The 24,037-nt window shown below is 47.1% G+C and carries 28 protein-coding genes and 1 riboswitch; of the genes, 7 read left to right on the top strand and 21 right to left on the bottom strand.

Annotated elements, in window-relative coordinates:
* Positions 1 to 30 precede the first annotated feature (30 nt).
* Positions 31 to 1,017 (top strand): NAD(P)/FAD-dependent oxidoreductase, encoded by a 987-nt coding sequence (locus BLQ44_RS12835; RefSeq protein WP_093194307.1) that lies wholly within the window; start codon positions 31 to 33, stop codon positions 1,015 to 1,017.
* 107 nt (positions 1,018 to 1,124) lie between these two features.
* On the opposite strand, the gene BLQ44_RS12830 is transcribed toward BLQ44_RS12835, so the two are convergent.
* From BLQ44_RS12830 to BLQ44_RS12820, 3 genes are read right to left on the bottom strand one after another with little or no spacing between them, the layout of a single operon-like run.
* Positions 1,125 to 1,487: a HesB/IscA family protein gene (locus BLQ44_RS12830; RefSeq protein ID WP_093194306.1), complete on the bottom strand. Its 363-nt coding sequence runs from the start codon at positions 1,485 to 1,487 to the stop codon at positions 1,125 to 1,127.
* A gap of 58 nt (positions 1,488 to 1,545) precedes the next feature.
* A complete protein-coding gene (locus BLQ44_RS12825) occupies positions 1,546 to 1,782 on the bottom strand; it encodes a DUF1450 domain-containing protein (RefSeq protein ID WP_093194305.1) in 237 nt (78 codons plus the stop codon).
* A gap of 1 nt (position 1,783) precedes the next feature.
* Positions 1,784 to 2,107, bottom strand: a complete 324-nt coding sequence (locus tag BLQ44_RS12820) for a YuzD family protein (RefSeq protein ID WP_093194304.1) — start codon at positions 2,105 to 2,107, stop codon at positions 1,784 to 1,786.
* A 146-nt stretch (positions 2,108 to 2,253) separates the two neighbouring features.
* Between BLQ44_RS12820 and BLQ44_RS12815 the strand changes: the two genes are divergently transcribed.
* Positions 2,254 to 2,475 (top strand): NifU family protein, encoded by a 222-nt coding sequence (locus BLQ44_RS12815; RefSeq protein ID WP_093194303.1) that lies wholly within the window; start codon positions 2,254 to 2,256, stop codon positions 2,473 to 2,475.
* 63 nt (positions 2,476 to 2,538) lie between these two features.
* Here BLQ44_RS12815 and BLQ44_RS12810 read toward each other — a convergent pair whose 3' ends face one another.
* A complete protein-coding gene (locus tag BLQ44_RS12810) occupies positions 2,539 to 3,498 on the bottom strand; it encodes a 2-hydroxyacid dehydrogenase (protein ID WP_093194347.1) in 960 nt (319 codons plus the stop codon).
* Positions 3,499 to 3,621: 123 nt separating this feature from the next.
* Between BLQ44_RS12810 and BLQ44_RS12805 the strand changes: the two genes are divergently transcribed.
* Positions 3,622 to 4,122, top strand: coding sequence for a phosphatidylglycerophosphatase A family protein (locus BLQ44_RS12805; protein WP_093194302.1), 501 nt, complete (start codon positions 3,622 to 3,624; stop codon positions 4,120 to 4,122).
* A gap of 9 nt (positions 4,123 to 4,131) precedes the next feature.
* On the opposite strand, the gene BLQ44_RS12800 is transcribed toward BLQ44_RS12805, so the two are convergent.
* Both BLQ44_RS12800 and BLQ44_RS12795 read right to left on the bottom strand, forming a co-directional pair.
* Positions 4,132 to 4,902 (bottom strand): TIGR01457 family HAD-type hydrolase, encoded by a 771-nt coding sequence (locus BLQ44_RS12800; protein ID WP_093194301.1) that lies wholly within the window; start codon positions 4,900 to 4,902, stop codon positions 4,132 to 4,134.
* Positions 4,902 to 5,345, bottom strand: coding sequence for a DUF86 domain-containing protein (locus tag BLQ44_RS12795; protein ID WP_093194346.1), 444 nt, complete (start codon positions 5,343 to 5,345; stop codon positions 4,902 to 4,904). Before BLQ44_RS12795 ends, BLQ44_RS12800 begins: the two co-directional genes overlap by 1 nt.
* Positions 5,346 to 5,442: 97 nt before the next feature.
* Here BLQ44_RS12795 and BLQ44_RS12790 point away from each other — a divergent pair, with 97 nt between their 5' ends.
* Positions 5,443 to 5,688, top strand: coding sequence for a hypothetical protein (locus BLQ44_RS12790; protein ID WP_093194300.1), 246 nt, complete (start codon positions 5,443 to 5,445; stop codon positions 5,686 to 5,688).
* 2 nt (positions 5,689 to 5,690) lie between these two features.
* Here the strand turns inward: BLQ44_RS12790 and BLQ44_RS12785 are convergent, their stop codons facing one another.
* Positions 5,691 to 5,966, bottom strand: a complete 276-nt coding sequence (locus BLQ44_RS12785; RefSeq protein WP_093194299.1) for a YutD family protein — start codon at positions 5,964 to 5,966, stop codon at positions 5,691 to 5,693.
* Positions 5,967 to 6,081: 115 nt separating this feature from the next.
* Here BLQ44_RS12785 and BLQ44_RS12780 point away from each other — a divergent pair, with 115 nt between their 5' ends.
* A complete protein-coding gene (locus BLQ44_RS12780) occupies positions 6,082 to 6,993 on the top strand; it encodes a M23 family metallopeptidase (protein ID WP_093194298.1) in 912 nt (303 codons plus the stop codon).
* Positions 6,994 to 7,189: 196 nt separating this feature from the next.
* On the opposite strand, the gene BLQ44_RS16400 is transcribed toward BLQ44_RS12780, so the two are convergent.
* The 7 genes from BLQ44_RS16400 to BLQ44_RS16585 form a co-directional block, all read right to left on the bottom strand.
* The gene (locus BLQ44_RS16400; RefSeq protein WP_143004720.1) at positions 7,190 to 7,282 is read right to left on the bottom strand and encodes a MetS family NSS transporter small subunit; all 93 of its coding nucleotides are present in this window, start codon (positions 7,280 to 7,282) and stop codon (positions 7,190 to 7,192) included.
* Positions 7,282 to 8,814 carry a sodium-dependent transporter gene (locus tag BLQ44_RS12775; protein WP_093194297.1) on the bottom strand — a complete coding sequence of 511 codons (1,533 nt, stop codon included), beginning with the start codon at positions 8,812 to 8,814 and terminating at the stop codon, positions 7,282 to 7,284. Before BLQ44_RS12775 ends, BLQ44_RS16400 begins: the two co-directional genes overlap by 1 nt.
* Positions 8,815 to 9,000: 186 nt before the next feature.
* Positions 9,001 to 10,542: a Na+/H+ antiporter NhaC family protein gene (locus BLQ44_RS12770; RefSeq protein ID WP_093194296.1), complete on the bottom strand. Its 1,542-nt coding sequence runs from the start codon at positions 10,540 to 10,542 to the stop codon at positions 9,001 to 9,003.
* A 136-nt stretch (positions 10,543 to 10,678) separates the two neighbouring features.
* Positions 10,679 to 10,857, bottom strand: a riboswitch (Lysine riboswitch).
* 54 nt (positions 10,858 to 10,911) lie between these two features.
* Complete coding sequence (yunB, locus tag BLQ44_RS12765; protein ID WP_093194295.1) at positions 10,912 to 11,670, bottom strand: sporulation protein YunB; 759 nt, start codon at positions 11,668 to 11,670, stop codon at positions 10,912 to 10,914.
* A gap of 26 nt (positions 11,671 to 11,696) precedes the next feature.
* Entirely contained in the window at positions 11,697 to 13,103 is a 1,407-nt protein-coding gene (locus BLQ44_RS12760) for a bifunctional metallophosphatase/5'-nucleotidase (RefSeq protein WP_093194294.1), read from the bottom strand.
* Positions 13,104 to 13,118: 15 nt separating this feature from the next.
* On the bottom strand, positions 13,119 to 13,934 hold the full coding sequence (locus BLQ44_RS12755; protein ID WP_093194293.1) for a sulfite exporter TauE/SafE family protein: 816 nt from the start codon (positions 13,932 to 13,934) through the stop codon (positions 13,119 to 13,121).
* Positions 13,935 to 14,073: 139 nt separating this feature from the next.
* Complete coding sequence (locus BLQ44_RS16585) at positions 14,074 to 15,714, bottom strand: DUF2207 domain-containing protein (protein WP_093194292.1); 1,641 nt, start codon at positions 15,712 to 15,714, stop codon at positions 14,074 to 14,076.
* A gap of 182 nt (positions 15,715 to 15,896) precedes the next feature.
* Between BLQ44_RS16585 and BLQ44_RS12745 the strand changes: the two genes are divergently transcribed.
* Together BLQ44_RS12745 and BLQ44_RS12740 are read left to right on the top strand one after the other, a co-directional pair.
* On the top strand, positions 15,897 to 16,253 hold the full coding sequence (locus tag BLQ44_RS12745) for a PadR family transcriptional regulator (protein ID WP_093194291.1): 357 nt from the start codon (positions 15,897 to 15,899) through the stop codon (positions 16,251 to 16,253).
* Positions 16,222 to 16,896: a DUF1129 family protein gene (locus tag BLQ44_RS12740; RefSeq protein WP_093194290.1), complete on the top strand. Its 675-nt coding sequence runs from the start codon at positions 16,222 to 16,224 to the stop codon at positions 16,894 to 16,896. Before BLQ44_RS12745 ends, BLQ44_RS12740 begins: the two co-directional genes overlap by 32 nt.
* Before the next feature lie 441 nt (positions 16,897 to 17,337).
* On the opposite strand, the gene BLQ44_RS12735 is transcribed toward BLQ44_RS12740, so the two are convergent.
* From BLQ44_RS12735 to ahpC, 7 genes are all read right to left on the bottom strand, one after another.
* A complete protein-coding gene (locus BLQ44_RS12735; RefSeq protein ID WP_093194289.1) occupies positions 17,338 to 17,943 on the bottom strand; it encodes an FMN-binding negative transcriptional regulator in 606 nt (201 codons plus the stop codon).
* A 17-nt stretch (positions 17,944 to 17,960) separates the two neighbouring features.
* Entirely contained in the window at positions 17,961 to 18,479 is a 519-nt protein-coding gene (locus BLQ44_RS12730; protein WP_093194288.1) for a GNAT family N-acetyltransferase, read from the bottom strand.
* Between the two features lie 106 nt (positions 18,480 to 18,585).
* On the bottom strand, positions 18,586 to 19,941 hold the full coding sequence (locus BLQ44_RS12725) for an MFS transporter (RefSeq protein ID WP_093194287.1): 1,356 nt from the start codon (positions 19,939 to 19,941) through the stop codon (positions 18,586 to 18,588).
* Between the two features lie 79 nt (positions 19,942 to 20,020).
* Positions 20,021 to 20,314 carry a Dabb family protein gene (locus BLQ44_RS12720; RefSeq protein WP_093194286.1) on the bottom strand — a complete coding sequence of 98 codons (294 nt, stop codon included), beginning with the start codon at positions 20,312 to 20,314 and terminating at the stop codon, positions 20,021 to 20,023.
* Positions 20,315 to 20,324: 10 nt separating this feature from the next.
* A complete protein-coding gene (locus BLQ44_RS12715) occupies positions 20,325 to 21,575 on the bottom strand; it encodes a flavin-dependent oxidoreductase (RefSeq protein WP_093194285.1) in 1,251 nt (416 codons plus the stop codon).
* A gap of 138 nt (positions 21,576 to 21,713) precedes the next feature.
* Positions 21,714 to 23,240: an alkyl hydroperoxide reductase subunit F gene (gene ahpF / locus BLQ44_RS12710; RefSeq protein ID WP_093194284.1), complete on the bottom strand. Its 1,527-nt coding sequence runs from the start codon at positions 23,238 to 23,240 to the stop codon at positions 21,714 to 21,716.
* 15 nt (positions 23,241 to 23,255) lie between these two features.
* The gene (gene ahpC / locus BLQ44_RS12705) at positions 23,256 to 23,819 is read right to left on the bottom strand and encodes an alkyl hydroperoxide reductase subunit C (RefSeq protein ID WP_093194283.1); all 564 of its coding nucleotides are present in this window, start codon (positions 23,817 to 23,819) and stop codon (positions 23,256 to 23,258) included.
* Between the last annotated feature and the right edge of the window lie 218 nt (positions 23,820 to 24,037).

Genomic DNA, 24,037 nt, shown 5'->3' with positions numbered 1-24,037 from the left:
TGATTCTCACTATATACAGGAGGTTCCCTAATGAGTGAAAAAGTTCATGACATTACGATAATCGGCGGTGGACCTGTTGGCTTGTTTACTGCATTTTACGGAGGAATGCGTCAAGCTTCCGTTAATATAATCGAAAGCCTGCCTCATCTCGGAGGACAACTCACAGCTTTATACCCCGAAAAATTCATCTACGACGTAGCCGGTTTCCCGAAAGTTCGAGCTCAGGAGCTCGTGGACAGCCTCACCGAACAGGCTATGGCGTTCGATCCTGACGTCACACTCGGTGAAGCCGTACAGACTGTGGAAAGACAGGAAGACGGTTCTTTCAAACTTACCACGAACAAAGACGTACACTACACGAAAACGATCATCATCACTGCAGGGAATGGTGCATTCGAACCTAGGAAGCTGAAGATCAAAGACACCGAGCGCTTCGAAGAGACGAACCTGCATTATCACGTAAATAATATGGAACGTTTCCGCGACCGGAACGTTATGATCTGTGGTGGCGGCGACTCTGCTGTAGACTGGTCCCTGATGCTCGAGCCTATTGCGAATCAGGTAACACTCGTACACCGGAGAGCAGCTTTCCGGGCTCACGAACACAGCGTGGAGCAGCTCGAGAATTCAACCGTACGCACGATGACGCCATTCACTCCTGAGAAACTGGTCGGAGACGATACGATCAATCAGGTGGTGCTGAAGGAAGTCAAAGGTGAACAGGAAGAAACGATCGATATCGATGATCTCATCGTGAACTATGGCTTTATCAGCTCTCTCGGCCCTATCAAAGAGTGGGAGCTAGACATAGAGAAGAACAGCATCGTCGTCAATCAGAAGATGGAGACGAATATCGAAGGCATCTATGCCGCCGGAGACATCTGTACGTATCCGGGTAAAGTGAAGCTGATCGCTTCCGGTTTCGGCGAAGGTCCGACGGCTGTCAACAACGCGAAGAACTACATCGACCCGACAGCACGCGTCCAGCCTAAGCACTCCACCAGTATGTTCGGCTAACTTCCTGCTTTTTGCTCGAAAAGCCCAGGAACATGCTCATATACGAATCCGTGAACCTAAAAAAGCTTTCCATTTCATCCGAAATGGAAAGCTTTTTTAATATCTTATTAACATTCAGGGTCCGGCGTCCCTTTGTTCGTGGCGGTCTGGAACGAGGAACCGCAGCCGCAGGAAACGATCGCGTTCGGGTTATCGATCGTGAACCCTCCGCCCATCATGTTCTGTTTGAAATCGATCGTCGTACCTTCGACGATCGCTGCATCCTGATTATTGATAGCTACCCGGATTCCGTCGTGTTCTTCGACTAAGTCCAGGTCTTCATTGATGTTATCTTCAAATCCGAGTTTATAGGAAAGTCCGCTGCAACCTCCGCCCTGCACACCAAAGCGTAAGTATTTATCCTGTGATTCTTCTGCCTGCAACATTTCTTTGACGCGATAATTCGCAGCTTCCGTAAGATTCAGTACCATTCAGAATCTCTCCTTTCTATATCAAGTATATCTACTGAAAGCCCATTCTTCAATTCTTTTACACCAATTGTTCTTCTTCCAGATAATCATATATTTTCTGAAGCAGCTCTTTCGGGGAATCAGCGTAGATCCGCTCCCCCTCCACCAGTGCGTAGTTTTTGATGGAGCAGAGACCGCAGTGCTTAAGACATCCCCACTCCTGCACATCGATATCCGGATTCTTCTCCAGTTCTTCTTTCACTTCCTGTGATCCATCCGCAAGATTGCTTACACAAAACTCGATAAGAGGATTCATCCTATCCCTCCTGTTCCTTCACTCCATGTTTCTCCAAATACTGATATACGGATTTGAGCCTCGGAGTCCCTTCCCCGGCCACTTCGCCCTCTACAAGGACCAGTGGGTAGAAAAGCTCGTCTTCCATAATCTTCTCAATGAACTCATCTTTTTCTTCTGCATCGAATATATCTATATAGTTATAGGAAATGCTCTCATTCCCATATTTCCGACCGATCGCTGCCTGCAGCCATTCATACGTCTCTTTTGAACCGGGAGCATTCACGCAACTGGCACAGCGTTCTTCGGCTCCATATATCGTTACCTTCACTTTATCATCAGTCATCGGCACACCCCTCTCTCAGAGTCACTTTCATTTTACAAAATTCAAGAAAAAAGATAAAATGATAATAGTTCTCATTACATGAGGTAACTCGTTCTTATTTGTGATATAGTAATAAGTAAGAAGATACGAGAAAGGGGAAAGTGACTATGGAGAATCAAGTACAGGAAGTCTTAAATAAACTTCGTCCATTTCTACTTCGCGATGGTGGGGACGTAGAACTTGTAGATGTCGAGGATGGAATCGTACGCCTCCGTCTGATGGGAGCATGCGGCAACTGCCCTAGTTCTACAATCACATTGAAAGCCGGGATCGAACGCGCTTTGAGCCAGGAAGTTCCAGGAATCTACGAAGTGGAACAGGTGTTTTAAAAATAAATAGACATAACAAAAAGAGAAGGCCTCCCTTCTCTTTTTTTGTGTCTCTGCATATAGTTACGTTACAGGCGTAATAGGATTTTCGCCTGTAAGTACGCGCGACACATTATCGAGACAAAGTTGCATCATACGGTATCGTGTCTCCATAGATGAGGAGCCGATATGTGGCGTAGCCGTCACGTTTTCGAGCTTAAGCAAAGGATGATCTGCAGAAATCGGCTCGTTCTCGAAGACGTCGAGCCCGCACCCTTTGATTTCTTTCTCCTCGAGTGCTTTCTGAAGCGCCTGTTCGTCGACGGTCTTTCCTCTCGACGTGTTGATGAAGAATGCGTGCTCTCCCATCTTCCTGAATGCTTCTTCATTAAATAAGTGATGAGTCTCCTTTGTGTAAGGCGTCATGCATACAACAAAATCGGATTGCTTCAATAGCTCATCAAAAGAAACATAAGTAGCTCCAAACTCTTTCTCAGCTGCCTCTTTTCGGGAACGGTTATGATACAGAACATTCATCGAAAAACCCTTGGCTCGACGGGCGACCGCTTCTCCGATCCGTCCCATACCGACGATCCCTATCGTTTTGTGGTGTACATCGGTGCCGGCAAGCTGTAGCGGCGACCACTGCTTCCATTGATCATTTTTTATGTAGTCTTCGGCTTCGGAGATACGTCGGGCGGTCGTCAGCATAAGAGCGAACGTCAAATCAGCTGTCGTTTCCGTAAGAACGTCTGGAGTATTGGTTACTGTTACTCCGTGTTTCTTTGCGGCTGTAACATCGATATTATCGTACCCCACTGCGAGGTTCGCCACCACTTTTGCCGAAGTATTTGAAAAGAACTCTTCGCCGAGCTTTTCACTGAGCATAGGAATAAGTGCATCAATCTCTCCTTGTTTCGAAGCGAGTTCTGCTTCCGGAATCGGACGGTCTTCCGGGTACATCTCAATGTCCAACCGTCCACGATACGGTTCAACCACTTCTTCCGGTAGTGGTCTTGTAATAAACACTTTAGGTTTCAAGATGACTGCCCCCTTTTTTCTCATTAGGACGTAAGTACATCCTTTTGGTATACTATATTCACGAGTTTGCGCTTTCATAAACTCGGGTACTAAACTAATGTAATTAGTTGTTAGGAGGATACGTTTATGACAGACAAAGTAACGGAGCTTGAACAAACAGCAAGAAACTGGTTAAAAGAACGAGGCGTCACCATCGAAGATATGGCAGAACTCGTCTACTTCCTACAGTCGAAATACCATGACGGTCTCAGCATGGACGAGTGCCGTGAAAACGTGCATAAAGTTCTACAGAAAAGAGAAGTACAGAACGCCATCATCACTGGCATCCAAATGGATAAACTCGCCGAAGAGAACAAGCTCGAGGAACCGCTTCAGACGACGGTGGCGACGGACGAGAGCCTTTACGGGATCGATGAAATCATCGCTTTCGCAATCGTTAACGTCTATGGCTCTATCGGGTTCACGAATTACGGCTACATCGATAAACAGAAACCGGGCATCCTTAAAGAACTCGATGACAAATCATCCGGCAAGTGCCACACCTTCCTTGACGATATTGTAGGTGCTATCGCTGCTGCCGCTTCCAGCCGTCTGGCCCACAGTGCTGCCGGTGACGACGAAGAATAATAATATGACTCAGGAGAAAAAGCTCCACTCATCAAGCGTCTTGATTTTGTAGGTGGGCTGCGCTTGGACATCGTTCAATTCCTTGAACGATGTCGCTCCCGTTTCCACCATCAATGTATCGATTCCTGAATGGATGCCAGCGAGAATATCCGTATAATAATTATCCCCCACCAGTAACGCCTCTGCTTTAGAGATCCCCAATTGATCCAAAGCTTCATCCACAACAATCGCTTCCGGTTTACCGGTGAAAATCGGTCGTATTCCTGCCGTAAGTGCAATAGCCTCCGTAATCGCTCCATTTCCAGGTAGAAACCCTTCTTCACTCGGAATCGCTTTGTCCCCATTTGTACTTACAAACAACGCGCCTTTCTCGATATTCCTAGCGGCACGTCCCAATTTTTCGTATGACAAACCCCGGTCGATTCCTACGACGACTACATCTGCACCTTCTTCAACGAAAGTCATTCCCTGTTTCTCCAATGCCTGTTTCAGCCCTTCTTCCCCGATCATATATACTTTCGCTTGCGGCCGGTGATGACTGACATAAGAGGCTGCTGCCATGCTGGAGGTATAGACATTTTCACTAGACGCTGGAATTCCCATTCCATTCAATTTTTCCGCAACCTGATCCGGGGTCTTCGCAGAATTATTCGTCAGAAACAAGTAAGGAATCCCCTGTTCTCTGCAACGCTTCACGAACCGGGGAGCTTCTTCAATCACTTTCGCTCCTCTGTACATCGTTCCATCGAGATCAATCAACAGCCCCTTATAGTTCTTCATTATTCCTTCCCTTTCGTAAAGGCGGAAACGGTACCGAGTTCCGAATTCAGATAGTGACGGATACGTTCAGGGAATTCCTTCAGAGAATCCAGGCATGCTTCCCACTCCTGTAGCAATTCCTCATGAGAGACAGACGTGTATTCGCGTACCACAGCTTTTCTCATATCAATGATCCGCTTATATTCCTTCTCTTCTTCTGCGGGAAGCACTTTTTCATCCATAAGGATATCGATGATGTCATGATAACTGCCCGGATCGCGCATAATGAACCCATCGATCATTTTATTCCCGACGTCGATGATCACTTCAATGGCCATATGCGTAGCTCTCTCCAGAGCAAGGCGCTCCGTAATCGTCTCCCTCTTCGCCTGTTGGAGCTCAGGAATCAATTCTTCCATATATGTAAGCAGGTTCTCAATTTCTTCACGGTTCACAAAATACATACCTTTCCCTTCCTTTCTCTTCTTCAAAAATAAAGTCGATCTCCATACATAAACCCTCCTTATGTATCACATGCTACACAAATAGGAGGGATATGAAATGGATGATACAAACAACTACAGCGATTTTAAAAATGTAGAAATACAAAGGACGACCAGGGTTCCTGAACAAACTCCGGAAGGTCCCTATGGTTCACCGATAGGGAAATATAAGCCTGTTTCTCCACAACCGGAAAGAAAGCGAAGAGACTACAGTGCTTTCAACTATGAAAACAAAGAACTCCACGAAAACCTTCCAAGGCAGGGAGCCATCGCTCACCCTACGCACGATGAAAAGGAAGAATAACCTTATTGGTCGATCCTTTTAAGAACGAAATAGGCACAGCCGAAATTGCAGTGTTCGTACAAGTAATCTTCGAGTGTACTGATCTTCGTATCAAACGTCGCTTTCTGGTTCTGGTCATCATAGAACCCTTTCAGGCGTAGTTGACCATACCCCCAGTCTCCGACGATATAGTCGTATTTACTGACAATGTCACTGATTCTTGATTCAATGTCTTCTTCTGCAACAGCGTCGCGATAATTCTCGATAATTTCGTATTTTTTCCCTAACAATTCCAACATATGATCACCTCTTAAACTGTTGTCAGTATACCATATTTTCGGATGACGAAGAAAAAGGTTAAAATAGTTTTCCCTCATCCCTCCAGGATTTCTTAAAAATAATGCAGGTGACGCTATGAAAATAATTCTATGTCTGATTACACTTTTGCTATTCCCTATCCATGTCTACGCCGAAACAGATATCGATGCAGAACGGATGGCTCTATACAAAAAAACCGAAGCTGTAACCTTTCTCCCCTGGCACTACCTTGCCGCAGTCGATGAATATGAACGTCAGATCAATGATAAGGATACGCTCATCAGCCTCGATCCCCCCGACTGGTTCTGGCAAGGGACCGAAGACGGGCTTTCCATGAAAGGGTGGAACCGGGACGGGGACGGGGACGGTAAAGGAAGCCGTGATTCTGATGAAGATACTCTATATTCCACAGCAAAATATCTCACTTCGAACGGGTTATCCCGGCAGGATATCAAGATAGCATTATGGAACTATTATGAGCGGGAAGTGACGGTACAATCCATCATGAACAACGCCAAACTATACGAAACGTTTCAAACGCTGAATCTCGATCAACATGCCTTCCCAGTCCCTCTATCTTCGAACTACAGCTACAATAATACTTGGGGTGATGGCAGGGGCTACGGAGGAGCACGGATCCATGAAGGAACGGATATCTTCGCCGACTACAGCACCCCTGTCTATGCCACCACATACGGCGTTGTGGAAATGAAAGGGTGGAACAAATATGGCGGATGGAGAATCGGCATCCGTGACCCTTACAATACGTATCATTACTTTGCCCATCTGAGCGGTTATCCGGAAGACCTTGAAATCGGAAGCATCGTCGAGCCGGGGCAGCAGATCGGCAGTGTCGGGTCTACGGGTTACGGTCCAAAAGGGACGTCCGGAAAATTCCCTCCTCATTTACACTACGGGATGTACAAAGATAACGGCAAAACGGAGTGGGCCCACAACCCCTACTCATATTTGACACAGTGGGAACGTAAAAAGCAGCCTGCATCGTAACAGGCTGCTTTAAGTTGAAAGTGGAAGATCCCCGCTTAGAAACTCAGCCAGAAGCAGACAGGTCAGATAACGATCTTTTCTGACCCGGTGTGCTTCTGACCCTTTGTTTCTGGAAGCTGTAACTGGATAGGAAAAAGAAGAAAGTCCGTCATAGGAGTGGCAACTAGAACCACCCCTTAACGGACTTTCTGCACTTTTATTGTTTTGATTTCTTGACTGCGTTCGTGATGCTGAGAGCGAGTCCGCCCCAGATGATGGTAATAGTGATGATGAACATAACGACTGCCATTAGCGGGACCCCTCCTTATAATTAGGCTTCGTAGGATCTTCAAAAACCGTACTTGATGGCCATTTCTTCGTGGACATAGCGAAACCGATAAGAATCGCTGCAATAGCTACGACCCATCCGTAGATGATAAGGAAATCAACAGGATAGCCGGCATAAGGTTCAGCGAATTCCGTAATGAGGTTCTGTACCATCTGGAACCCGAGGACGATTGGTGTGATGACACCAAGACAGAAGCGCCACCAGCTGCCAAGCCTAACATCGGATGTCGCATTCGCGTGATTCTGCAAGTCTTTCAGTGCCCTTGCGAACCAGGCAATAGCTACCACTTCTACAAGTCCTGCAAGAGCTACACCATAACTGTTGATGAAGTGGTCGACGGAATCCAGGATATTCAGACCACCGCGCGTCGCATAAAGAAGGGAAATAAGTGCTGCAATTCCCCCACCAAAAATGACTGCTCGTTGACGGGACATATTGAATTTCTCGGATACAGCGGCTACATACGTCTCTGAAATGGAAATCAGAGAAGAGAATCCTGCAAGAACGAGAGAGGCGAAGAATAGGAACCCGAACAACCCGGGGATTCCAGGAATCTGACTGATGATTTCAGGGAAGACCATAAAGGCCAGTCCTATACCGCCTACACCCTTCTCGGCAGCGAGTCCGGATACCGTGGTATCGTATTGGAAAGCCATGAAACCGACGGCAGAGAATACCCCGATCCCGGCAAGAATTTCGAAAGACGAGTTCGCGAATCCGGTAATGAATGCGTTATTCGTGATATCCGATTTCCTGGGAAGATAAGAAGCATACGTTACCATGATCGCGAATGCGATAGACAAACTGAAGAATATCTGTCCATACGCTGCTACCCACACAGTGGGATCCATGATTCTGCTCCAATTCGGTTCGAAGAAGCTATTCAACCCATTCATCGCTCCCGGAAGCGTCACCGCACGGATAACGATGATGAGGAACAGTACAACAAGTGCGGGGATGAAGATTTTGTTTGCAACTTCAATCCCTTTCTTAACACCTCTGGATAGTGTTCCAAGAACAACTAACCAGACGATCAGAAGCGGAATAAGAACTTTCGGTACGAGACCACCTATCGTTCCCGGATCCGCAAGATTCAGAAAGTCTCCGACGAAGAAAGCGGTAGGATCGCTTCCCCAGGATTGTCCAAAGGAATAGAAGGCGTACATCAGCGCCCAGGCGATAATGACTGCGTAATAGGTCGATATGACAAACGCTACGAGCACCTGCCACCAACCAATCCATTCCATCTTCTTGTTGACCGTGGCATAGGACTTCGGAGCAGAGCCTCTATACCTGTGACCAATCGTGTACTCCATGATCAATAACGGAATCCCGGCAGTAAGTAGTGCGAATAGATAGGGAATGATGAATGCACCGCCACCACTTTCATAAGCTGTAGCCGGAAAACGCCAAATGTTACCGAGGCCGATCGCCGACCCCATCGCTGCAAGCAGAAACCCTACCCGAGTCCCCCATTGTGAGCGATTTTCCATAAAAAAGACCTCCTCTTTTCTTCATTTGCCCTTGTTCAATATATGTACGAATTTTCGGACAAATGTGATTATTTTAATTTCTCTGTAATCATCTATAAATTATAATGGGAAGATTCAACTATGTCAAAAGAAAATTCAGTAAATTGTCACAATATAAAAGACCGGCTATGCCGGTCTTTATAGCTTCTATTCGGTTTTCGATTTAAGGGTGAATCCTGCCATTACTACGACCGCAAGCGTCGCTAAAAGCGGCAGCAGAACACTCCCCAGGATAGCGAACAATACATATCCGACGGAAGCCGCTATCGCTGCTATGATTGCATACGGCAGCTGAGTCAGCACGTGGTCGATATGGTGGGACCCTGCCCCTGTGGAAGAAAGGATCGTCGTATCGGAAATCGGTGAACAATGATCGCCGAATACAGAACCTGCCAGCACGGCAGACAATGCCGGGACGATGAACGCCGGATCCGTCACAGCAGCAATCTCCCCTGCAATCGGAAGCATGATGCCGAATGTCCCCCACGACGTCCCTGTCGCAAGCGCCATGAATCCTGCCGTGAAGAAAATGAGCAGCGGCAGGTAAGCGATGTTCAGGTTAGACTCCTGAACGAGACCTGCCAGATACTCCCCTGTACCGAGTTGATCGATGACGGAACCGATCATCCATGCGAGTACAAGAATGTAGATGGCAGGAAGCATCGCTTTGATTCCTTCGCCGAGAACTTTACCAAGACTTGACTTCCCTGAAGGAAGCGCAACATACATGATAGCTGCTACAATCGCAGCTGCCAGCCCTCCGTAAAACAGAGAAATGTTCACGTTTGTATTAGCGAAAGTACTCAGGATATCCGCAGAGCCTTCCGTTCCTTGAATCCCTGTATAAACCATCATTCCGACCGTTCCTGCGATCAGCACGACAATCGGCATAAGCAAGTGCATGATTTTCCCGTTATCATGCGGCTTGAACTCATCATTCAGGTCACCAGGGATATCTCTATGTTTCGGGTCGGTCAGCTCTCCTGACTTCTCAGCTCTTTCTTCGTGCTTCTTCATCGCTCCGAGATCAAGGTTCAGGGCAATCGTCAAGAACACGAGTAGAAGTGCAGCGAATACATAGAAATTGTACGGAATCATCTGGATGAAAGCTTCGAACGCTCCGATGTTCGTCACTTCATTAGCCGTCAAGATCGTCGCGATAGTACCGATGATGTAAGCACCCCAACTGGAGATCGGAGAAATGACGGTCACCGGCGCAGATGTCGAATCGATATAATAAGCAAGCTTCGCTCTCGACACCTTATGTCTGTCCGTCACCGGGCGTGCCACCTGACCGACGGCCAGTGCGTTAAAGTAATCGTCGATGAAGATGATGATACCGAGAATCGCCGGCACGAAAGACGCGCCTTTCTTCGATTTCACACGGCTCACCGCCCACTTTCCGAATGCCCTGCTTCCGCCTGAAGCGGTCATGAAAGCGGTCATGATCCCGAGCAGGAATAGGAATGATAACAGATACAAGTTGCCCATATTCAAGGCACCTTCTGAATAGAAAATCGTGTATAGCTCCTGCCATACGAGATCAAGCGTCCCTATAATATCGAAACCGGTAAGCATGAATGCTCCGACAAGAATTCCGATTCCGAGGGATAGTAGAACCTGACGTGTCGCTATTACTAAGATAAGCATCAGTATAGCGGGGATCAGGGAATAAATCGTTGCTTCCATGAGTCGTACCTCCAAAAATGAATTTTGCATGGAAATACTACATTGAATCCAGGAGTAATCTACTTTTTTGCATATAAAAAAGCAATGATAGAAAATAATCCATCATTGCCCTAAGTGCAATATGATTATCCTCCATTCGATCAGTAGCGCACCATGCATTTGAGTAATGCATGACAGTACATCCTTTGTTCAAACATGTACCAGCGCGGGATCCGTTGACATAGATCCGCACTTCGGCAGGGAACCCTTTCTACGACCGTCTTTGCTGTCACACTCTGGTCGTGTACTCTTGTTTCCCGCTCCTCTACCTCATCGAGGCGATAAGGTCACGCGTATTCAGTTCGGATTAATTCTATCAGCTCGGTGTCTCTATTGCAAGGGGTCGATCGGAAAAGAAAAGGATGGCTCTTTCCCTTCGAGTCCATTGAAGAATTCAGGCACTTCGCCGATGATGGCACTCGATGCAATTGGGATGTCCGTCTCGACTTTCGACTTTTTGGTGGAAAAGGGGATCACCGTCTCCACCTGCACAGTAATGTTGATGGATAATTCGAAGAACGCTCCGTTGATTCCGTATTCTTTGATCTTACTTTCGAAATCGGACTGTACGTCTCCGATCATCTGGAGCTCCACAGGAACTTTCGGACCCAAGTTGGCGAGAACAGCCTGCCCTGTGGCCTGACCGACAGGTATTTCGATCAAGGTAGCGGGCTGTTCCCCTGCTGCGTCTCTATCTCTGTCTTTATCGATCTCCGGCTCCATCGATGTATCCTGAAGCGGTAGCTGACCCAGTTCCATCCTTCGTAAGTATCTCTGAATCCGGTGCGTCGTATTACGCAATACACGGTTGACGATGACCGGATTCCAGCCCATATACGTGATATGTCCCTGTTCGTTTTCCCTTATATCCACAAGATCCCGGAATTGCAGGTCCTCGGCGATCTGTTCATTTACCGCTTCATTTATCGCATCTCTGGCCAGCTGGTGCGTCTTCGTTTCGGCAATTTCAAGAAGCGTAGGGGTAAGGCCGCGATTGATCATGTATAGCGACACCCCTAAAACGAGGAAAAAAAACAAGAACGCCCCCGCTATTTTTTTCTTCAAAGGAATTGGTCGCCGTTTTCGCATCGTCTCCCCTCCCTCCTACATGTATATTAAGGGGAAGAGGAACTTACCATCGATTGTACGACTTTCACCAGAAGATCCCTCAGCATCTCCGGCAGGTAATAAGTTTTCGTTGTGCTGTGGTTGATTTCCGGGAAGAATCTTCCGAAGCTGAACGTGTCCGCCGTCGCGAAACTGTACCAGCGATTTCTCTCGATCGGTTCTCCATCAAACAACACTTTCCTTACGTGCTCATCCCCGTCGGAGGAAGTGACGGTCTCAATCTCGAGGCCTGCAAACACCATCTTGCCGATCACTTCTCCGCGGAAGCCGAGACCCTTCAATTTGAATTCAGTGATCTGCTTCGTGTGCGCGGACCTGACGACTTCGACGATTTCTTTTCCGCTCAAATGCACTTTGCAAGGGTTCATCGGATGAGGGCATATGCGATGGAGATCTGCATAGGTCACCGGCCCTTCTTCCAGTCCTTCGAGAAGAACACCGGCATTCAGCATCGCTATATCCGCACTTGTCCAATTGCGTAGTTCTTCCGTTAATTCGTTCATAAGAGGAGTATCCTCGAACCAGTCCGCTTCAAGCGGTTCTTTCAAGTCAGCGACGTTCGAATACAAGCGGCGGTGAGCTCTGGACTCAAGGTGATCAAGCCGCTCCTCTACCGCTTCACTATTCGTCAATTTCTCCGAAGCGACGGTGTAGGCTTCTTTATTTACCAAAGTCTTCTGCTCCTGATCCCAGTCAAGAAAAATCTCTCCAAGATGGGTGCCATGTTTGCCGGCAGCAGTAAGCAACACGCCGTTATGCATCTCGCCTTCCGGAAGAAGGTGGTGGGTGTGCCCACCGATAATCACGTCGAGACCAGGATAATCCTCGGCCATTTGCCGATCCGTATGGTAGCCGAGATGAGAAAGTAGAATGATGATGTCACTCTTACTCTTCACTTCATCCATGTACTTCTCCATCATTGTTTCCGGAGGTTCCACGTTCCAGCCGAGCAGCTGATAGAACACACGGAAAGGAGCGGTAAGCCCGATGATACCTACCCTAACCCCTGTAGAAGTCGTCTTGATCTCATAGGGCTTCAACCATGCAGGATTCTTTTTCTCCATAGGAGTGACGTTCGCACACACAACCGGGAATACAGCCTCATCGTAAAGATGATACAGTTCGTTCTCGGACAATGTAATCCCTTCATTGTTTCCGATATTCACCACATCATACTTGCTCGCATTCAAAAGCTCGACGTTTCCTTTGCCTTTCAATCCTTCCGCAATCGGGTGGAAGCGGTCGACGTGATCTCCGTTATCGAAAACGAAGACATCTTCGCCTCTTGCCTCATGCTCCTGTCTCTTCTCTTCGATATACCCTGCAAGCTTCGGCCACTTTTCGAAATGACTGTGCAGATCACTCGTGTAATAAAAGAAAATCTTTTCTCTCATAGCCTCTTCTCCTTATCATAATCCTTGGGAAATCAGGCGAATTCCGATCAAGATGAGCAGAATACGAAGTACCCATTCGACACTTTTAGCATTCATTTTACGATTCACAAAAGCCCCTGTCATACCTCCGAGATAAGCACCAGGAATGAAAAACAACGTCCGAAACCAATCTACGTGTCCAAGACCGATATGCGTGATGGAACTTGGAATCACCGCGAAGAAAATCATGAACATCGACGTAGCGGTCGCAATATGCGGCGGAATCTGGAATAGCAGAATCATCGCAGGCACCATAAGCGAACCGCCACCGATTCCGAGAAGCCCGGACAAGGTACCGACGATGAACGCCAGAAACATCCCGAGCGAAATCGGCACCGTATAATGATAGTCGTCTCCCGCTACCGTCTTGACGCGTTCCATCCCTTTTTTGAAAAGAGGATCGGACCCCTGACGCCGTGGCAGGAAGAAGAGAAGCGACACGAAAATCATGATCCCCCCGAAGATGAGGGAGAACACATCTACATTCAGAAAGCCGTTAATATAAGCGCCCGCAATCCCCCCGGGAATACTCCCGACAAGGAACAGGGCGCCCAATTTGAAATCGACCCGTTTATGACGAATGTACGAAATCGCTGAAGACATACCCGTGAAGATCATGACGATCAGAGAAATCGCAACGATCCGCTGCGGAGTGACCCAGGAAAACGAATCGAAATAATCCGACAGAAAGAGCAGCGAAGGAACGAGGATCACTCCCCCGCCAAGGCCGGCGATGCTGCCGGCAAATGCGGTAAGGAAGCCGATAATGAGTGAAATAATAACAAAAACCATATATGTACCCTCTTTGTCTATGATATTCATTTTATACCTTTAATATGACGATGATAACACAGGTTTTGAGTGAATGGAAAAAGCACGAGTGATGATTGGCACTCGTGCTTGAGATTTATGAACTACCTAAATCAATTAATTAAAAAGCACCGGAACCTCCACCACCGCCGCCGACTCCTCCGCCGCCACCGGCAACTCCTGTACCTGCTGAAGCTGCTGCGGAAGTGTGCTGATTCGCTTCCTCAAAACTGTGATTGAGCGACCCTGCGAGAATCATGAACAATACCAAATCATTCGCTGTTACAGCACTTGTCGGTAAATCGACATCCGGTTTCCGTTTGCCGGCACCGATCTGATATAGAAACGCCGTAATCTGATCCTTCTCCTCCCAGTCTTTCCATTGGTCTCCGGCCTTGAGGGGTTTTAGCTCCTGATTGAGCCGCTGCCCTTCAATGGTGTATGGGGAATAAACACCTGCGAATAATGCAAAGTAAGCGAATAGCACTATCGCTCCGACCATCCACCCCTGGACTCCGTAAAACGGAAAAATGATGATGAAAGGCAAAATAGCGAGTGCCGCCAGTCCTGCAACCCAGCGTGCTTTCGTATTCTTTTCGTAAAGATGGTGCTGCTTCCTTTCCTTTTTTACTGCTTCACTCCACGAATGGAAGCTCTCCTGGTAGCGTTCGAGGTTTTCTTCTTCCTGGAGATATACCTCTAGATCTTCGATATGGAACGTCCCCTCCTGCCCCACTTCATCGAACAGCCATTCTATCATATCGGTTTCATGATCGTAATCCGTATTGCGATGTACGACACGGAACTCTTTGTCCGAAACTTTTTCGACACACCCTTTTCTGACCAACTCTAAGAGAGAGGACGTGATCATAGGAGTCGTGACTTGCCCGTAATTCGCAAACATTAGCATAGCCGGCAGACTCATTTCACTATTCGGAAACTGACCGCTGGCACTCATCTGACGCTTTGCTTCTACGAGAGTTTCCTGTCTTCTTCTCCAGCCGATCAGCAACAGGATTATAGCTACGACTGCAAATGCACCGATGATATAAGGGCCAGCTGACCTCCAGAATTCCTGCCGCTCCTGTTTGATAGCAGCTGCCTCATCCAATTCATTCTTTTCTCCAAGGATAGTAGGAAGCATGTCTTCATCTCTGGTGAGTTCAGCCTTAGGGAATACTTCTGCATTATAAGCGACTCTGATATCCCCGTTACGGTCAGATGGCACTTCGCCCAACCTGAACGTTACTTCCCCACCTGAAGAGATATCAGCCGTGTCGTATGCTTCATCATAACCATAAGCCGCTTCCGCTTCTGTCGGTTCCGGCGGTACAACAGTGATCGTCATATCGTCGTAATCCGATTCATTTCTGTCGTCAAAGAACGGCCAGTAAAACTGCCCCACATCGGTAAACATTTCCACCCCGTCTTCAATGATGTAAGAGATATCGATCGTCACCGTTTCGTCTTCTCCTGATCGATAAATTCTGTACAGGTTCCCTTCCTGCTCTACTTCCAGGTCTTTGCCGTCTTCAGAAGCAGTCACGTTCTCGATGTCACTGTGATCTTTCGGAATCAGCGTTCTCGTTATCCCATTGAACTCCCCTTCGAAGTTATACGTATGTCTTTCTTCGACTTCCACGTTCCCGTTATTCTGTAGTTCTGCTGTAATCATCGTCTCCTCGATCTCGTATTCCACAGCGAATACACCAACAGGAAAAGCAACCATCAACAAACTCAGTAATAACATTATTTTTCTCATGATCGTCCCTCGCTTTCCTATTTCATTTACGAAAGACAAAGGGAAAAAGTTTCACAAATCATTCTTATGCTATCAGGTATTGCAAGATAGCAATCTTTAAGATACACTACTATGTAATACAAGATACTTAAGCATTAATTTTTTTCGGCAAGCTATATTGCAATACAAGGTAGGTGGAAAAGGTGTCGCTGCGAAGTCAGCTTTTGAAAGGAATACTAGAAGGATGCATCCTGGCGATTATCTCACGAAACGCGGTGTACGGATACGAACTATCCGTGAAGCTTCAGGAGTATGGTCTTACCGTAAGTGAAGGCTCGATCTATCCGATTCTCCTTCGATTACAGAAAGAGAAGCTGATCAGAGGAGAAATGAAGAAGTCACCGAGCGGTCCGAACCGTAAGTATTACTTTTTGACGGAGGAAGGCGCTCAGGCCCTGGAGGATTTTCAGAAGAACTGGGAAGAAATCAAACCGCCGGTAGATTCCCTGTTGAGAAAGGAGACGGACCATGCACAAGAAAGAAATGATCAAGTCGAATAATGAGAAGCGAAAAGAACTGACAGAAGAAAACCGTGAATACTACGAGGATATGCTTTTGTATATCAGACTCTCCTACAGCAAATCAGAACTGGACATGGAAGAAGTGCTGGCTGAATTGCTGGATCACCTTCTGGAAGCGCAGAGCCAGGGGCGTACGGCAGAAGACGTGTTCGGTAATGATCCTAAAGCCTATGCCGAAGATATTGTCGGTGAGTTACCGACGATGATGACGAAGGAAAAATTCTCCCTGATTTCAATCGGGATCCTAGGTTTTCTCGGGGTAAGCGCACTCTTCACAGGAATCGGCGATTTGCTGGCCTATATCATCATGGATCAAAGTGAGCCGACCCGAACCATCCATATCGGTTCCTCCCTGTTGGAAACAGGGATATTCATCCCTCTAGCTTTCTTTTTCACATATGTAACGATTCAATATCTGCGCTGGTCAACCTTCAGGAAAATCAAACGGAGTACGGAGTTCATTATCACTTTTCTATTTGGCGGAGCTATGTTTCTCGTCTACTTCTTTCTTATCTTATTCTTACCTGAGTTCGGACCAGAACTAAGTATACCACTGTACGTAAGTGTGATTGTCGGAATCGTGCTTACTATTTCAGCCTGGGTGCTTACTAAAAAAAGCTGATCAGCAGAATTTTTCACCACTATAATTTCTAGATATGGTTTAATATACAAAAAAACCACTCCTTGTGTTAGGGAGTAGCAGCAGTCCGTGCCTTTAGTCCATTGTTGAACGGTTATTTATGTAGGGAAAAGTCTTCCTGAGAAGGGAAGGCTTTTGCTTATTGTTCTCTTCCTTCAAGTCTTTGGAATGCATCCACATACATGTCGTAGCTTTCTTTGATTTCTTTTACGATTTTTTTCATTTATCTCATCTCCTTTTCTTTAGTATAGGTTCATTATGCGCTCCTTTCCGCTTTTAAACAACGCTCATGAAAACGAAAACATTTTCAAGGAAAACGGAAACATCTTACTCGTTCTTGACTTTCCATTGAATTCCTTAGAATTACATCCTCTTTCAAAAGGAACCCCCTTCACTTTCACACGGAAATTCAAATGGTATGAGCTATCTTCTTTTTTTCATTTCTTCTGCTACTCCGCGGGAATTGCAATCCTCTTCTTTCCATAAGTGATCGATGATATTCTGGTAATCCGCTTCTGTCCGGTTCTGGCTCAGCTTGAAAGCTGCCTGCACTTCTTCCACCTTCACTTTGAAACCGACGATGGCATTCATCTGCTTCTTCACTTTCTCAGACATGTTCTCCCATAGCACCGGGTTCTCCCGTCCTTGTTCATACTTTCCCATTAGTCTCGCAAGATCTGCCTCCAGTTCCTGTTCATTCATGAGCTCCACGGTTCCATACACGTGAACAGCCTGATAATTCCACGTCGATACATTCTCTCCTTCATACCAGGAAGCAGAAACATACGCGTGAGGGCCCTGATATATCAAAAGTGCCTCCTGGCCTTCGAAAGTTTTCCATTGAGGGTTCGCATAAGCCAAGTGACCGGTCATGTAATATGAACCTTTTTCCTCGTTCATCTCAAGAGGAACGTGCGTAGCAAGCTGTCGTCCTTCACGCGTAGTTACAATTGTTCCAAACGGATAAGCCTGTATAAATGCTTTGATTTCTTCCATGTCCGTCACTTCAAACTGTTTTGGTATGTACATGCATATGTCTCCTTCCGTTAGTCGAGATGCTTGATCATGATGTAGTCTGTCTGCTCCTCCTCTCCCATGTAAAAGGAGTGGGAGTTCACTTGTTCGAAACCCATTTTTGCATAAAAAGAGATGGCATTTCGGTTCGTTTCCCAGACGCCGAGCCAGATCTTCTCCTTCTCCTGCTCTTTCGCTATTTCAAGGGCTTTGTTATAGAGGACTTTGCCAAGGCCCTGTTTCTGAAACCTGCTTCTCACGTAAATGCGTTCAATCTCCGCTGTATCTTCTCCCATTTCTTCCGTCTGCGCTTCCCCTGTATTGACTTTGAGATAGCCTGCCAGGTTTTCTTCTGCGTAAAGAAAGTAGAACCTTGACTCCGGATGGTTCAGCTCTCCCTCAATCTTAGGTATCGTGAACGCTTCGTCTAGATATGCTTTCATAGCCTCCGGTGTATTCTGATCTCTGAACGTTTCATCGAATGTTTCGTAACCTATATCCAGAATCGTTTCAGCATCGTATTCAGTACAAGCCGTAATAGTGACGTTCATTGAGTAGTATCCTCTCTTTCATTATGGTTGATAACTATTATAGCTGATGGACTGTTAGTAGAAAAGCAGGCATACCCCTTCGTCAGAGTTATGCCTGCTTATGAATTCAAACTACCTTTTCCTGTTCCTCATCTACACTCGATTCTTCATTTTCTTTATTATAATGTGCATGCTTCTCTTGTACGAATAGAACCGCAACACCTCCGAGCACGGCAGCTATAGCGATGAGCGTAAAGTTCATCTGCGGAGACAGGTTCATCGTCAGAATAATACCGACGAACGTAGGGGCAAAGATGCCTCCGACCCGTCCGAATGCCATGGCGGCTCCGATTCCAGTGGAACGCATAGAAGGCGGATAATATTGGGAGACGAAAGCGTTGCTGATATTCTGTACGCCGACAGAGGCAGCTCCGATCATCCCGATCAACAGATAAGCAAGCATGATATTCTGTGTCAGACCGATAGCGGAAAGAGCCACCGCTCCGACAAGGTACAGGGGCACCATAACCTTTTTGAAGCCCCACTTATCCGCCATCCGTCCGAATACAATCGTTCCGACAATCGCACCAACGTTCATCATGGCTACGAATACCAAACTCGACCCCAGACTGTATCCCGCTTCAATCATCAATTGTGGAAGCCAGGTATTCATGGCATAAATCAGAACGAAGCAGGAGAAACAAGAAATCCAGAACATAATCGTGCTGATGGCTCGTTTGTTTTCAAAAAGCTTGACCAGTGGCATCCCTTTCTTCTCCCGCTCCGGTTGAACGAATGTGGTACTGCTATCCAGTTGCGCTTGCGGATCGATCTTATGCAGTACCTTCTTCAACTCCTGCTCCTTCCCTTTAGCCAATAGAAATCCTGCAGATTCGGGAAGGCTTTTCGCTATAAAAGGAATAAGCAACAACGGTAGCGCGCCAATCAGGAAAACCGGCTGCCAGCCGAGCGTCGGTAAGATAGACTTACTGAACATTGCAGCTGCTATCGCTCCGATCGAGTAACCACAAAAGATGAACGATACCATAGCCGCTCTCACTTTTTTCGGTGCATATTCCGTGGACAACGCGATCACGTTCGGCATAACGCCACCAAGCCCCAGCCCGGCAATGACCCGGAATACCGTAAACATCGCTGGCCCTGTCGCAAATGCAGATAGCGCGGTGAATAGACTGAATAGCACGGTACATAGAATGATCATGTTCTTTCGTCCAAACTTATCTGCCAACAAGCCGAACAGAACAGCCCCGACAGCCGTACCAGCAGCGGTATAGCTACCTATCGCTCCGGCCGTAACGGAGGATATCCCCCATTCCTCCATCAATGATGGAATTACCGATCCGTAGATGACTACATCATACCCATCCATAAGAATAATGAAGAAGCACCAGAAAATGATAGAAGTATGAAAGGAATGGAAGCGGCTGTTATCAATGACCTCCCCTGGATGTAAAGACTTCATGGAATTCCCCCTGTAATCATGTAAATTAATGCTCAAAAACTTAAACGCGTTCAAGTATTAAAGTTACTGCATAAAAAAATCAGATTTCGAAATCGACGACGATTCTATCTTCCATGCCGATTTCCTTCAAATAGGAAACGATATCCTGATGGGCCGGGTGTGGTCCATAGTTCTCCAAAGATTCCCTATCTTTGAAACGCACAGTCATACCGATCTCATACCCCTTATTCCGTTCTGAAAAATTGATACCCTGCTGGATATCCACAATGCCGGGAATGCTATTTTTCAATTCCAGGGTGCGGCGGATGAGCTCCTGTTTTTGTTCCGTAGTCGTTTCTTCAGATAATTTGATTAATATAATGTGTTCAATCATAGCTACACTCCTATTTACTATTCAATGTTTCCCGGTCAAATCCAGCAAGTTTCTTGTATTTATTCGCAATTCCTTCTAATTCTTCGTAAGTGATGACATCTTCCAATTGATCAAGACCCTCAGGTGCCCGTTCTTCAACGATCTGCATGACGACTTCCGGACCATTCTGACGGTTGGTATGGACAATATTCGAAGTGGGCTCCAGTCGTCCCTCTTCATAAGCCTTCAATGCAGCTTCTGTACCCGGCTCTTCCACCATCGCTTTTCCTAAAGCATCGGCATCAAGAATCGCCTGAGATGCTCCGTTCGATCCTATTGGATACATAGGGTGAGCCGCATCCCCGAGCAAGGTTACACGTCCAAATGTCCAGCGTGGCACCGGGTCGCGGTCCACCATCGGAAATTCATACACCGCTTCCGTTTCTTCAATCAGCTGCGGTACATCCAGCCAGCCGAAATCCCAGTCGGCGAAATGAGGTGCGAATTTTTCCTTATCTATTCTACGATTCCAGTCTGCTTGTGATATGTGCTCCTCTCCGACCGTAAGCTCAGCGATCCAATTAACAAGGGACCGTCCCTTTTCATCAGCTTCCGGGCATACCGGATACGCCACAAACTTCTGATCCTGATGGCCTGCCATAATCATCGACTTGCCTGTCATAAAAGGAGTAGATTCTGTAATCCCACGCCATAGAATTCTGCCGCTGAATTTCGGATCCCCTTCATCAGGGTAATAGAATTTACGGATGGCAGAATGGATGCCATCTGCTGCGATCATTGTATCCGCGCTATAAGTGCCGACATGCTCCCCCGTTTTTTTATTTTCGAAATGAGCGGTCACTTTGTCGTCACTGGTTTGGAAAGAAGTGAGATGATGACCGGTATGTACTGCGTCTTCTCCTAATCGTCGTTTGACTGCATTCAATAATAACATCTGCAGACGCCCGCGATGGATCGAATACTGCGGCCATTTGTAGCCTGCATTCAACCCACGATCTTCCCGCCAGATCTTCTGGCCGAATTTATTGACGAACATCAGCTCCGCTGTCGGCAGTCCTTCCTTTTTCAGCTCCTCATCCAGCCCCAACTCTGTCAGGACCTTCACCGCGTGAGGTAACAGATTAATTCCGACGCCTAATGCTTTAATTGATTCTACACTTTCACACACACGCACTGACACGCCAACGCGGTGAAGTTTAAGGGCAGTAACAAGCCCACCAATTCCTCCGCCGACGATCAAGGTCGTTCTGGTATCAGCCATTCCTATTCCTCCTAGATGCAATTTTCTAACAACTTTTAGGTTTCCTACCATTATTACACAAAAAATAGAGAATTCAACATCAAACTTGTAAGAGCCAAAAAAACACCGCCACTTCGAGCTGAAGTAGCGGTGCTTCTATTAATTTCGAATAAGATGATCGAACGCGCCTAAAGCGGCCGTTGCACCGGATCCCATTGAAACGATGATTTGATTATAAGCCGTATCTGTACAGTCACCAGCAGCGAATACGCCAGGAACGGATGTCATGCCGTATTTATCTACGATGATTTCACCGATTTCGTTCCGCTCGACTGTATCCTTCAACCACTCGGTATTCGGAATGAGGCCGATCTGGACGAAAACGCCGTCGATTTTGATATATCTCTCTTCGTTCGTCTCACGATCGTTATACGTCAGACCCTGTACGTCTTCCGTACCGTTGATTTCCGTCGTAGCGGCATTCGGGATGATTGTTGTATTCGGAAGACTGTTCAGACGATCCTGGAGCACCTGATCGGCTTTCAGCTCAGGAGCGAATTCCAGAACGCTCACGTTACTGGCCATTCCTGCAAGGTCGATGGCAGCTTCGACGCCGGAGTTGCCTCCGCCGATGACCGCTACATCTTTTCCTTCATATAATGGACCATCACAGTGAGGGCAATACGCTACGCCTTTGTTCTTGAACTCTTCCTCGCCGGGAACATTGATGGCTCTCCAGCGGGCACCTGTGGAGATGATGACGGTTTTACTTTTCAGCACCGCTCCGTTCTCCAGTTCAAGTTCGAACATGTCCTTCTTCTCCAGACTTTTCGCCGTCTGCAGGTCGAGAATATCTACGTTATAGTCCTTCACGTGCTCTTCCAGCGCCTGCGTCAGCTTCGGTCCATCCGTGCTGGTCGTACTGATGAAGTTCTCGATCGTCTGTGTATCCAGAACTTGACCACCGAAGCGGTCGGACACGATACCTGTGCGGATCCCTTTACGGGCAGCATAAATCGCTGCACTCGCTCCGGCCGGACCTCCCCCGACGACAAGAACGTCGTAAGGTTCTTTGTCCGCGAAGTCTTCGGCACTCGGCCCTCCGCCTAATTGAGCGATGATTTCCTGGATGGTGATACGTCCTCCGTTCCAGAAGTCCCCGTTCCGATACACGGCAGGAACGGCGCGTACGTTACGCTCTTCCGCTTCCTCTTTGTGTTTCGCTCCGTCGATCATCGTATGCGTGATATTCGGGTTGAGGACACTCAGGATGTTGAGCGCCTGCACAACATCCGGACAATTGTGGCAGCTAAGGCTTACAAATGTCTCGAAGTGATGCTCTCTCTCGATCTTCTTCGCATCATCGATGACTTCCTGGTCGACTTTTGGCGCTCTGCCGCTTACCTGAAGTAAAGCGAGGACGAGCGACGTGAACTCATGTCCAAGAGGAAGACCGGCGAAAGCGACGCCTGTATCCTCTCCGACCCGGTTCACAGAAAAGCTCGGTGTTCGCTCAAGCTTCGCCTCCTTCACGGAGATTTTCGGAGACATGGATGCAATTTCATGAACGAGGTCCTTCGTCTCTTTGGACGTCTCATCAGACCCTGCGCTCACTTTCAGGACGATATCGTCTTCTAGTAGCTCCAAGTACTGGTTCAATTGGGCTTTGATGTCTTGTTCGAGCATTCCTGATTCCACTCCTTAGATTTTACCTACAAGGTCGATGCTTGGCTTGAGTGTTTCGCTGCCTTCTTCCCATTTCGCAGGGCAGACTTCGCCAGGATTGTTGTATACGTATTGGGCTTTCTTCATTTTTTCGATAAGAGCACTAGCGTCACGGCCGATTCCTTCCGCGTGTACTTCCGCTACCTGGATAACGCCGTTCGGATCGATGATGAACGTGCCGCGATCCGCAAGACCTTCTTCTTCACGCAGTACTTCGAAGTTCTGTGGAAGCGTGTGGGATGGGTCCCCGATCATCGGATACGTTACCTTTCCGATTGCTTCTGAAGACTCGTGCCATGCTTTATGTGTAAAGTGAGTATCTGTCGAGCAGGAATACACTTCCGCTCCGAGATCTTTAAGGTTGTCATACTCGTTCTGAAGATCTTCGAGTTCTGTCGGGCATACGAACGTGAAGTCTGCCGGGTAGAAGCAGAGTACCGTCCACTGACCTTTAAAATTCTCTTCTGACACTTCCATGAATTCACCATTTTGGTAAGCTTGTGCTGTGAATGGTTTTACTGTTTTTCCGATAACGGACATATTAGATTTCCTCCTTAGATGGTTGCAACTATGTTTTCTAGAAATGTTATTAAGAAATAGTGATTTCCGACACTTGAATATTATTAAACAAAGCTCCCCCACTCGTCAAGTCAAACCCCATTTCCCTGTTACTTCCTATGGTGTCCATCTCACGGACACTTAAACATTCATCAGTACTCAGGCAAAAAAGCAGACACAACCCTCCTCGGGCTATGCCT

The organism is Salimicrobium halophilum (genome assembly GCF_900100295.1).
GTDB lineage: Bacteria > Bacillota > Bacilli > Bacillales > Halobacillaceae > Salimicrobium > Salimicrobium halophilum.
This window is presented reverse-complemented; position numbering and strand designations above follow the sequence as displayed.

Excerpts from the sequence above, each read along its gene's own strand:
- BLQ44_RS12835 (WP_093194307.1), top strand. The coding sequence starts at position 31 with ATGAGTGAAAAAGTTCATGACATTACGATAATCGGCGGTGGACCTGTT.
- BLQ44_RS12830 (WP_093194306.1), bottom strand. The coding sequence starts at position 1,487 with ATGGTACTGAATCTTACGGAAGCTGCGAATTATCGCGTCAAAGAAATG.
- BLQ44_RS12825 (WP_093194305.1), bottom strand. The coding sequence starts at position 1,782 with ATGAATCCTCTTATCGAGTTTTGTGTAAGCAATCTTGCGGATGGATCA.
- BLQ44_RS12820 (WP_093194304.1), bottom strand. The coding sequence starts at position 2,107 with ATGACTGATGATAAAGTGAAGGTAACGATATATGGAGCCGAAGAACGC.
- BLQ44_RS12815 (WP_093194303.1), top strand. The coding sequence starts at position 2,254 with ATGGAGAATCAAGTACAGGAAGTCTTAAATAAACTTCGTCCATTTCTA.
- BLQ44_RS12805 (WP_093194302.1), top strand. The coding sequence starts at position 3,622 with ATGACAGACAAAGTAACGGAGCTTGAACAAACAGCAAGAAACTGGTTA.
- BLQ44_RS12800 (WP_093194301.1), bottom strand. The coding sequence starts at position 4,902 with ATGAAGAACTATAAGGGGCTGTTGATTGATCTCGATGGAACGATGTAC.
- BLQ44_RS12795 (WP_093194346.1), bottom strand. The coding sequence starts at position 5,345 with ATGTATTTTGTGAACCGTGAAGAAATTGAGAACCTGCTTACATATATG.
- BLQ44_RS12790 (WP_093194300.1), top strand. The coding sequence starts at position 5,443 with ATGGATGATACAAACAACTACAGCGATTTTAAAAATGTAGAAATACAA.
- BLQ44_RS12785 (WP_093194299.1), bottom strand. The coding sequence starts at position 5,966 with ATGTTGGAATTGTTAGGGAAAAAATACGAAATTATCGAGAATTATCGC.
- BLQ44_RS12780 (WP_093194298.1), top strand. The coding sequence starts at position 6,082 with ATGAAAATAATTCTATGTCTGATTACACTTTTGCTATTCCCTATCCAT.
- BLQ44_RS16400 (WP_143004720.1), bottom strand. The coding sequence starts at position 7,282 with ATGGCAGTCGTTATGTTCATCATCACTATTACCATCATCTGGGGCGGA.
- BLQ44_RS12775 (WP_093194297.1), bottom strand. The coding sequence starts at position 8,814 with ATGGAAAATCGCTCACAATGGGGGACTCGGGTAGGGTTTCTGCTTGCA.
- BLQ44_RS12770 (WP_093194296.1), bottom strand. The coding sequence starts at position 10,542 with ATGGAAGCAACGATTTATTCCCTGATCCCCGCTATACTGATGCTTATC.
- yunB (WP_093194295.1), bottom strand. The coding sequence starts at position 11,670 with ATGCGAAAACGGCGACCAATTCCTTTGAAGAAAAAAATAGCGGGGGCG.
- BLQ44_RS12760 (WP_093194294.1), bottom strand. The coding sequence starts at position 13,103 with ATGAGAGAAAAGATTTTCTTTTATTACACGAGTGATCTGCACAGTCAT.
- BLQ44_RS12755 (WP_093194293.1), bottom strand. The coding sequence starts at position 13,934 with ATGGTTTTTGTTATTATTTCACTCATTATCGGCTTCCTTACCGCATTT.
- BLQ44_RS16585 (WP_093194292.1), bottom strand. The coding sequence starts at position 15,714 with ATGAGAAAAATAATGTTATTACTGAGTTTGTTGATGGTTGCTTTTCCT.
- BLQ44_RS12740 (WP_093194290.1), top strand. The coding sequence starts at position 16,222 with ATGCACAAGAAAGAAATGATCAAGTCGAATAATGAGAAGCGAAAAGAA.
- BLQ44_RS12735 (WP_093194289.1), bottom strand. The coding sequence starts at position 17,943 with ATGTACATACCAAAACAGTTTGAAGTGACGGACATGGAAGAAATCAAA.
- BLQ44_RS12730 (WP_093194288.1), bottom strand. The coding sequence starts at position 18,479 with ATGAACGTCACTATTACGGCTTGTACTGAATACGATGCTGAAACGATT.
- BLQ44_RS12725 (WP_093194287.1), bottom strand. The coding sequence starts at position 19,941 with ATGAAGTCTTTACATCCAGGGGAGGTCATTGATAACAGCCGCTTCCAT.
- BLQ44_RS12720 (WP_093194286.1), bottom strand. The coding sequence starts at position 20,314 with ATGATTGAACACATTATATTAATCAAATTATCTGAAGAAACGACTACG.
- BLQ44_RS12715 (WP_093194285.1), bottom strand. The coding sequence starts at position 21,575 with ATGGCTGATACCAGAACGACCTTGATCGTCGGCGGAGGAATTGGTGGG.
- ahpF (WP_093194284.1), bottom strand. The coding sequence starts at position 23,240 with ATGCTCGAACAAGACATCAAAGCCCAATTGAACCAGTACTTGGAGCTA.
- ahpC (WP_093194283.1), bottom strand. The coding sequence starts at position 23,819 with ATGTCCGTTATCGGAAAAACAGTAAAACCATTCACAGCACAAGCTTAC.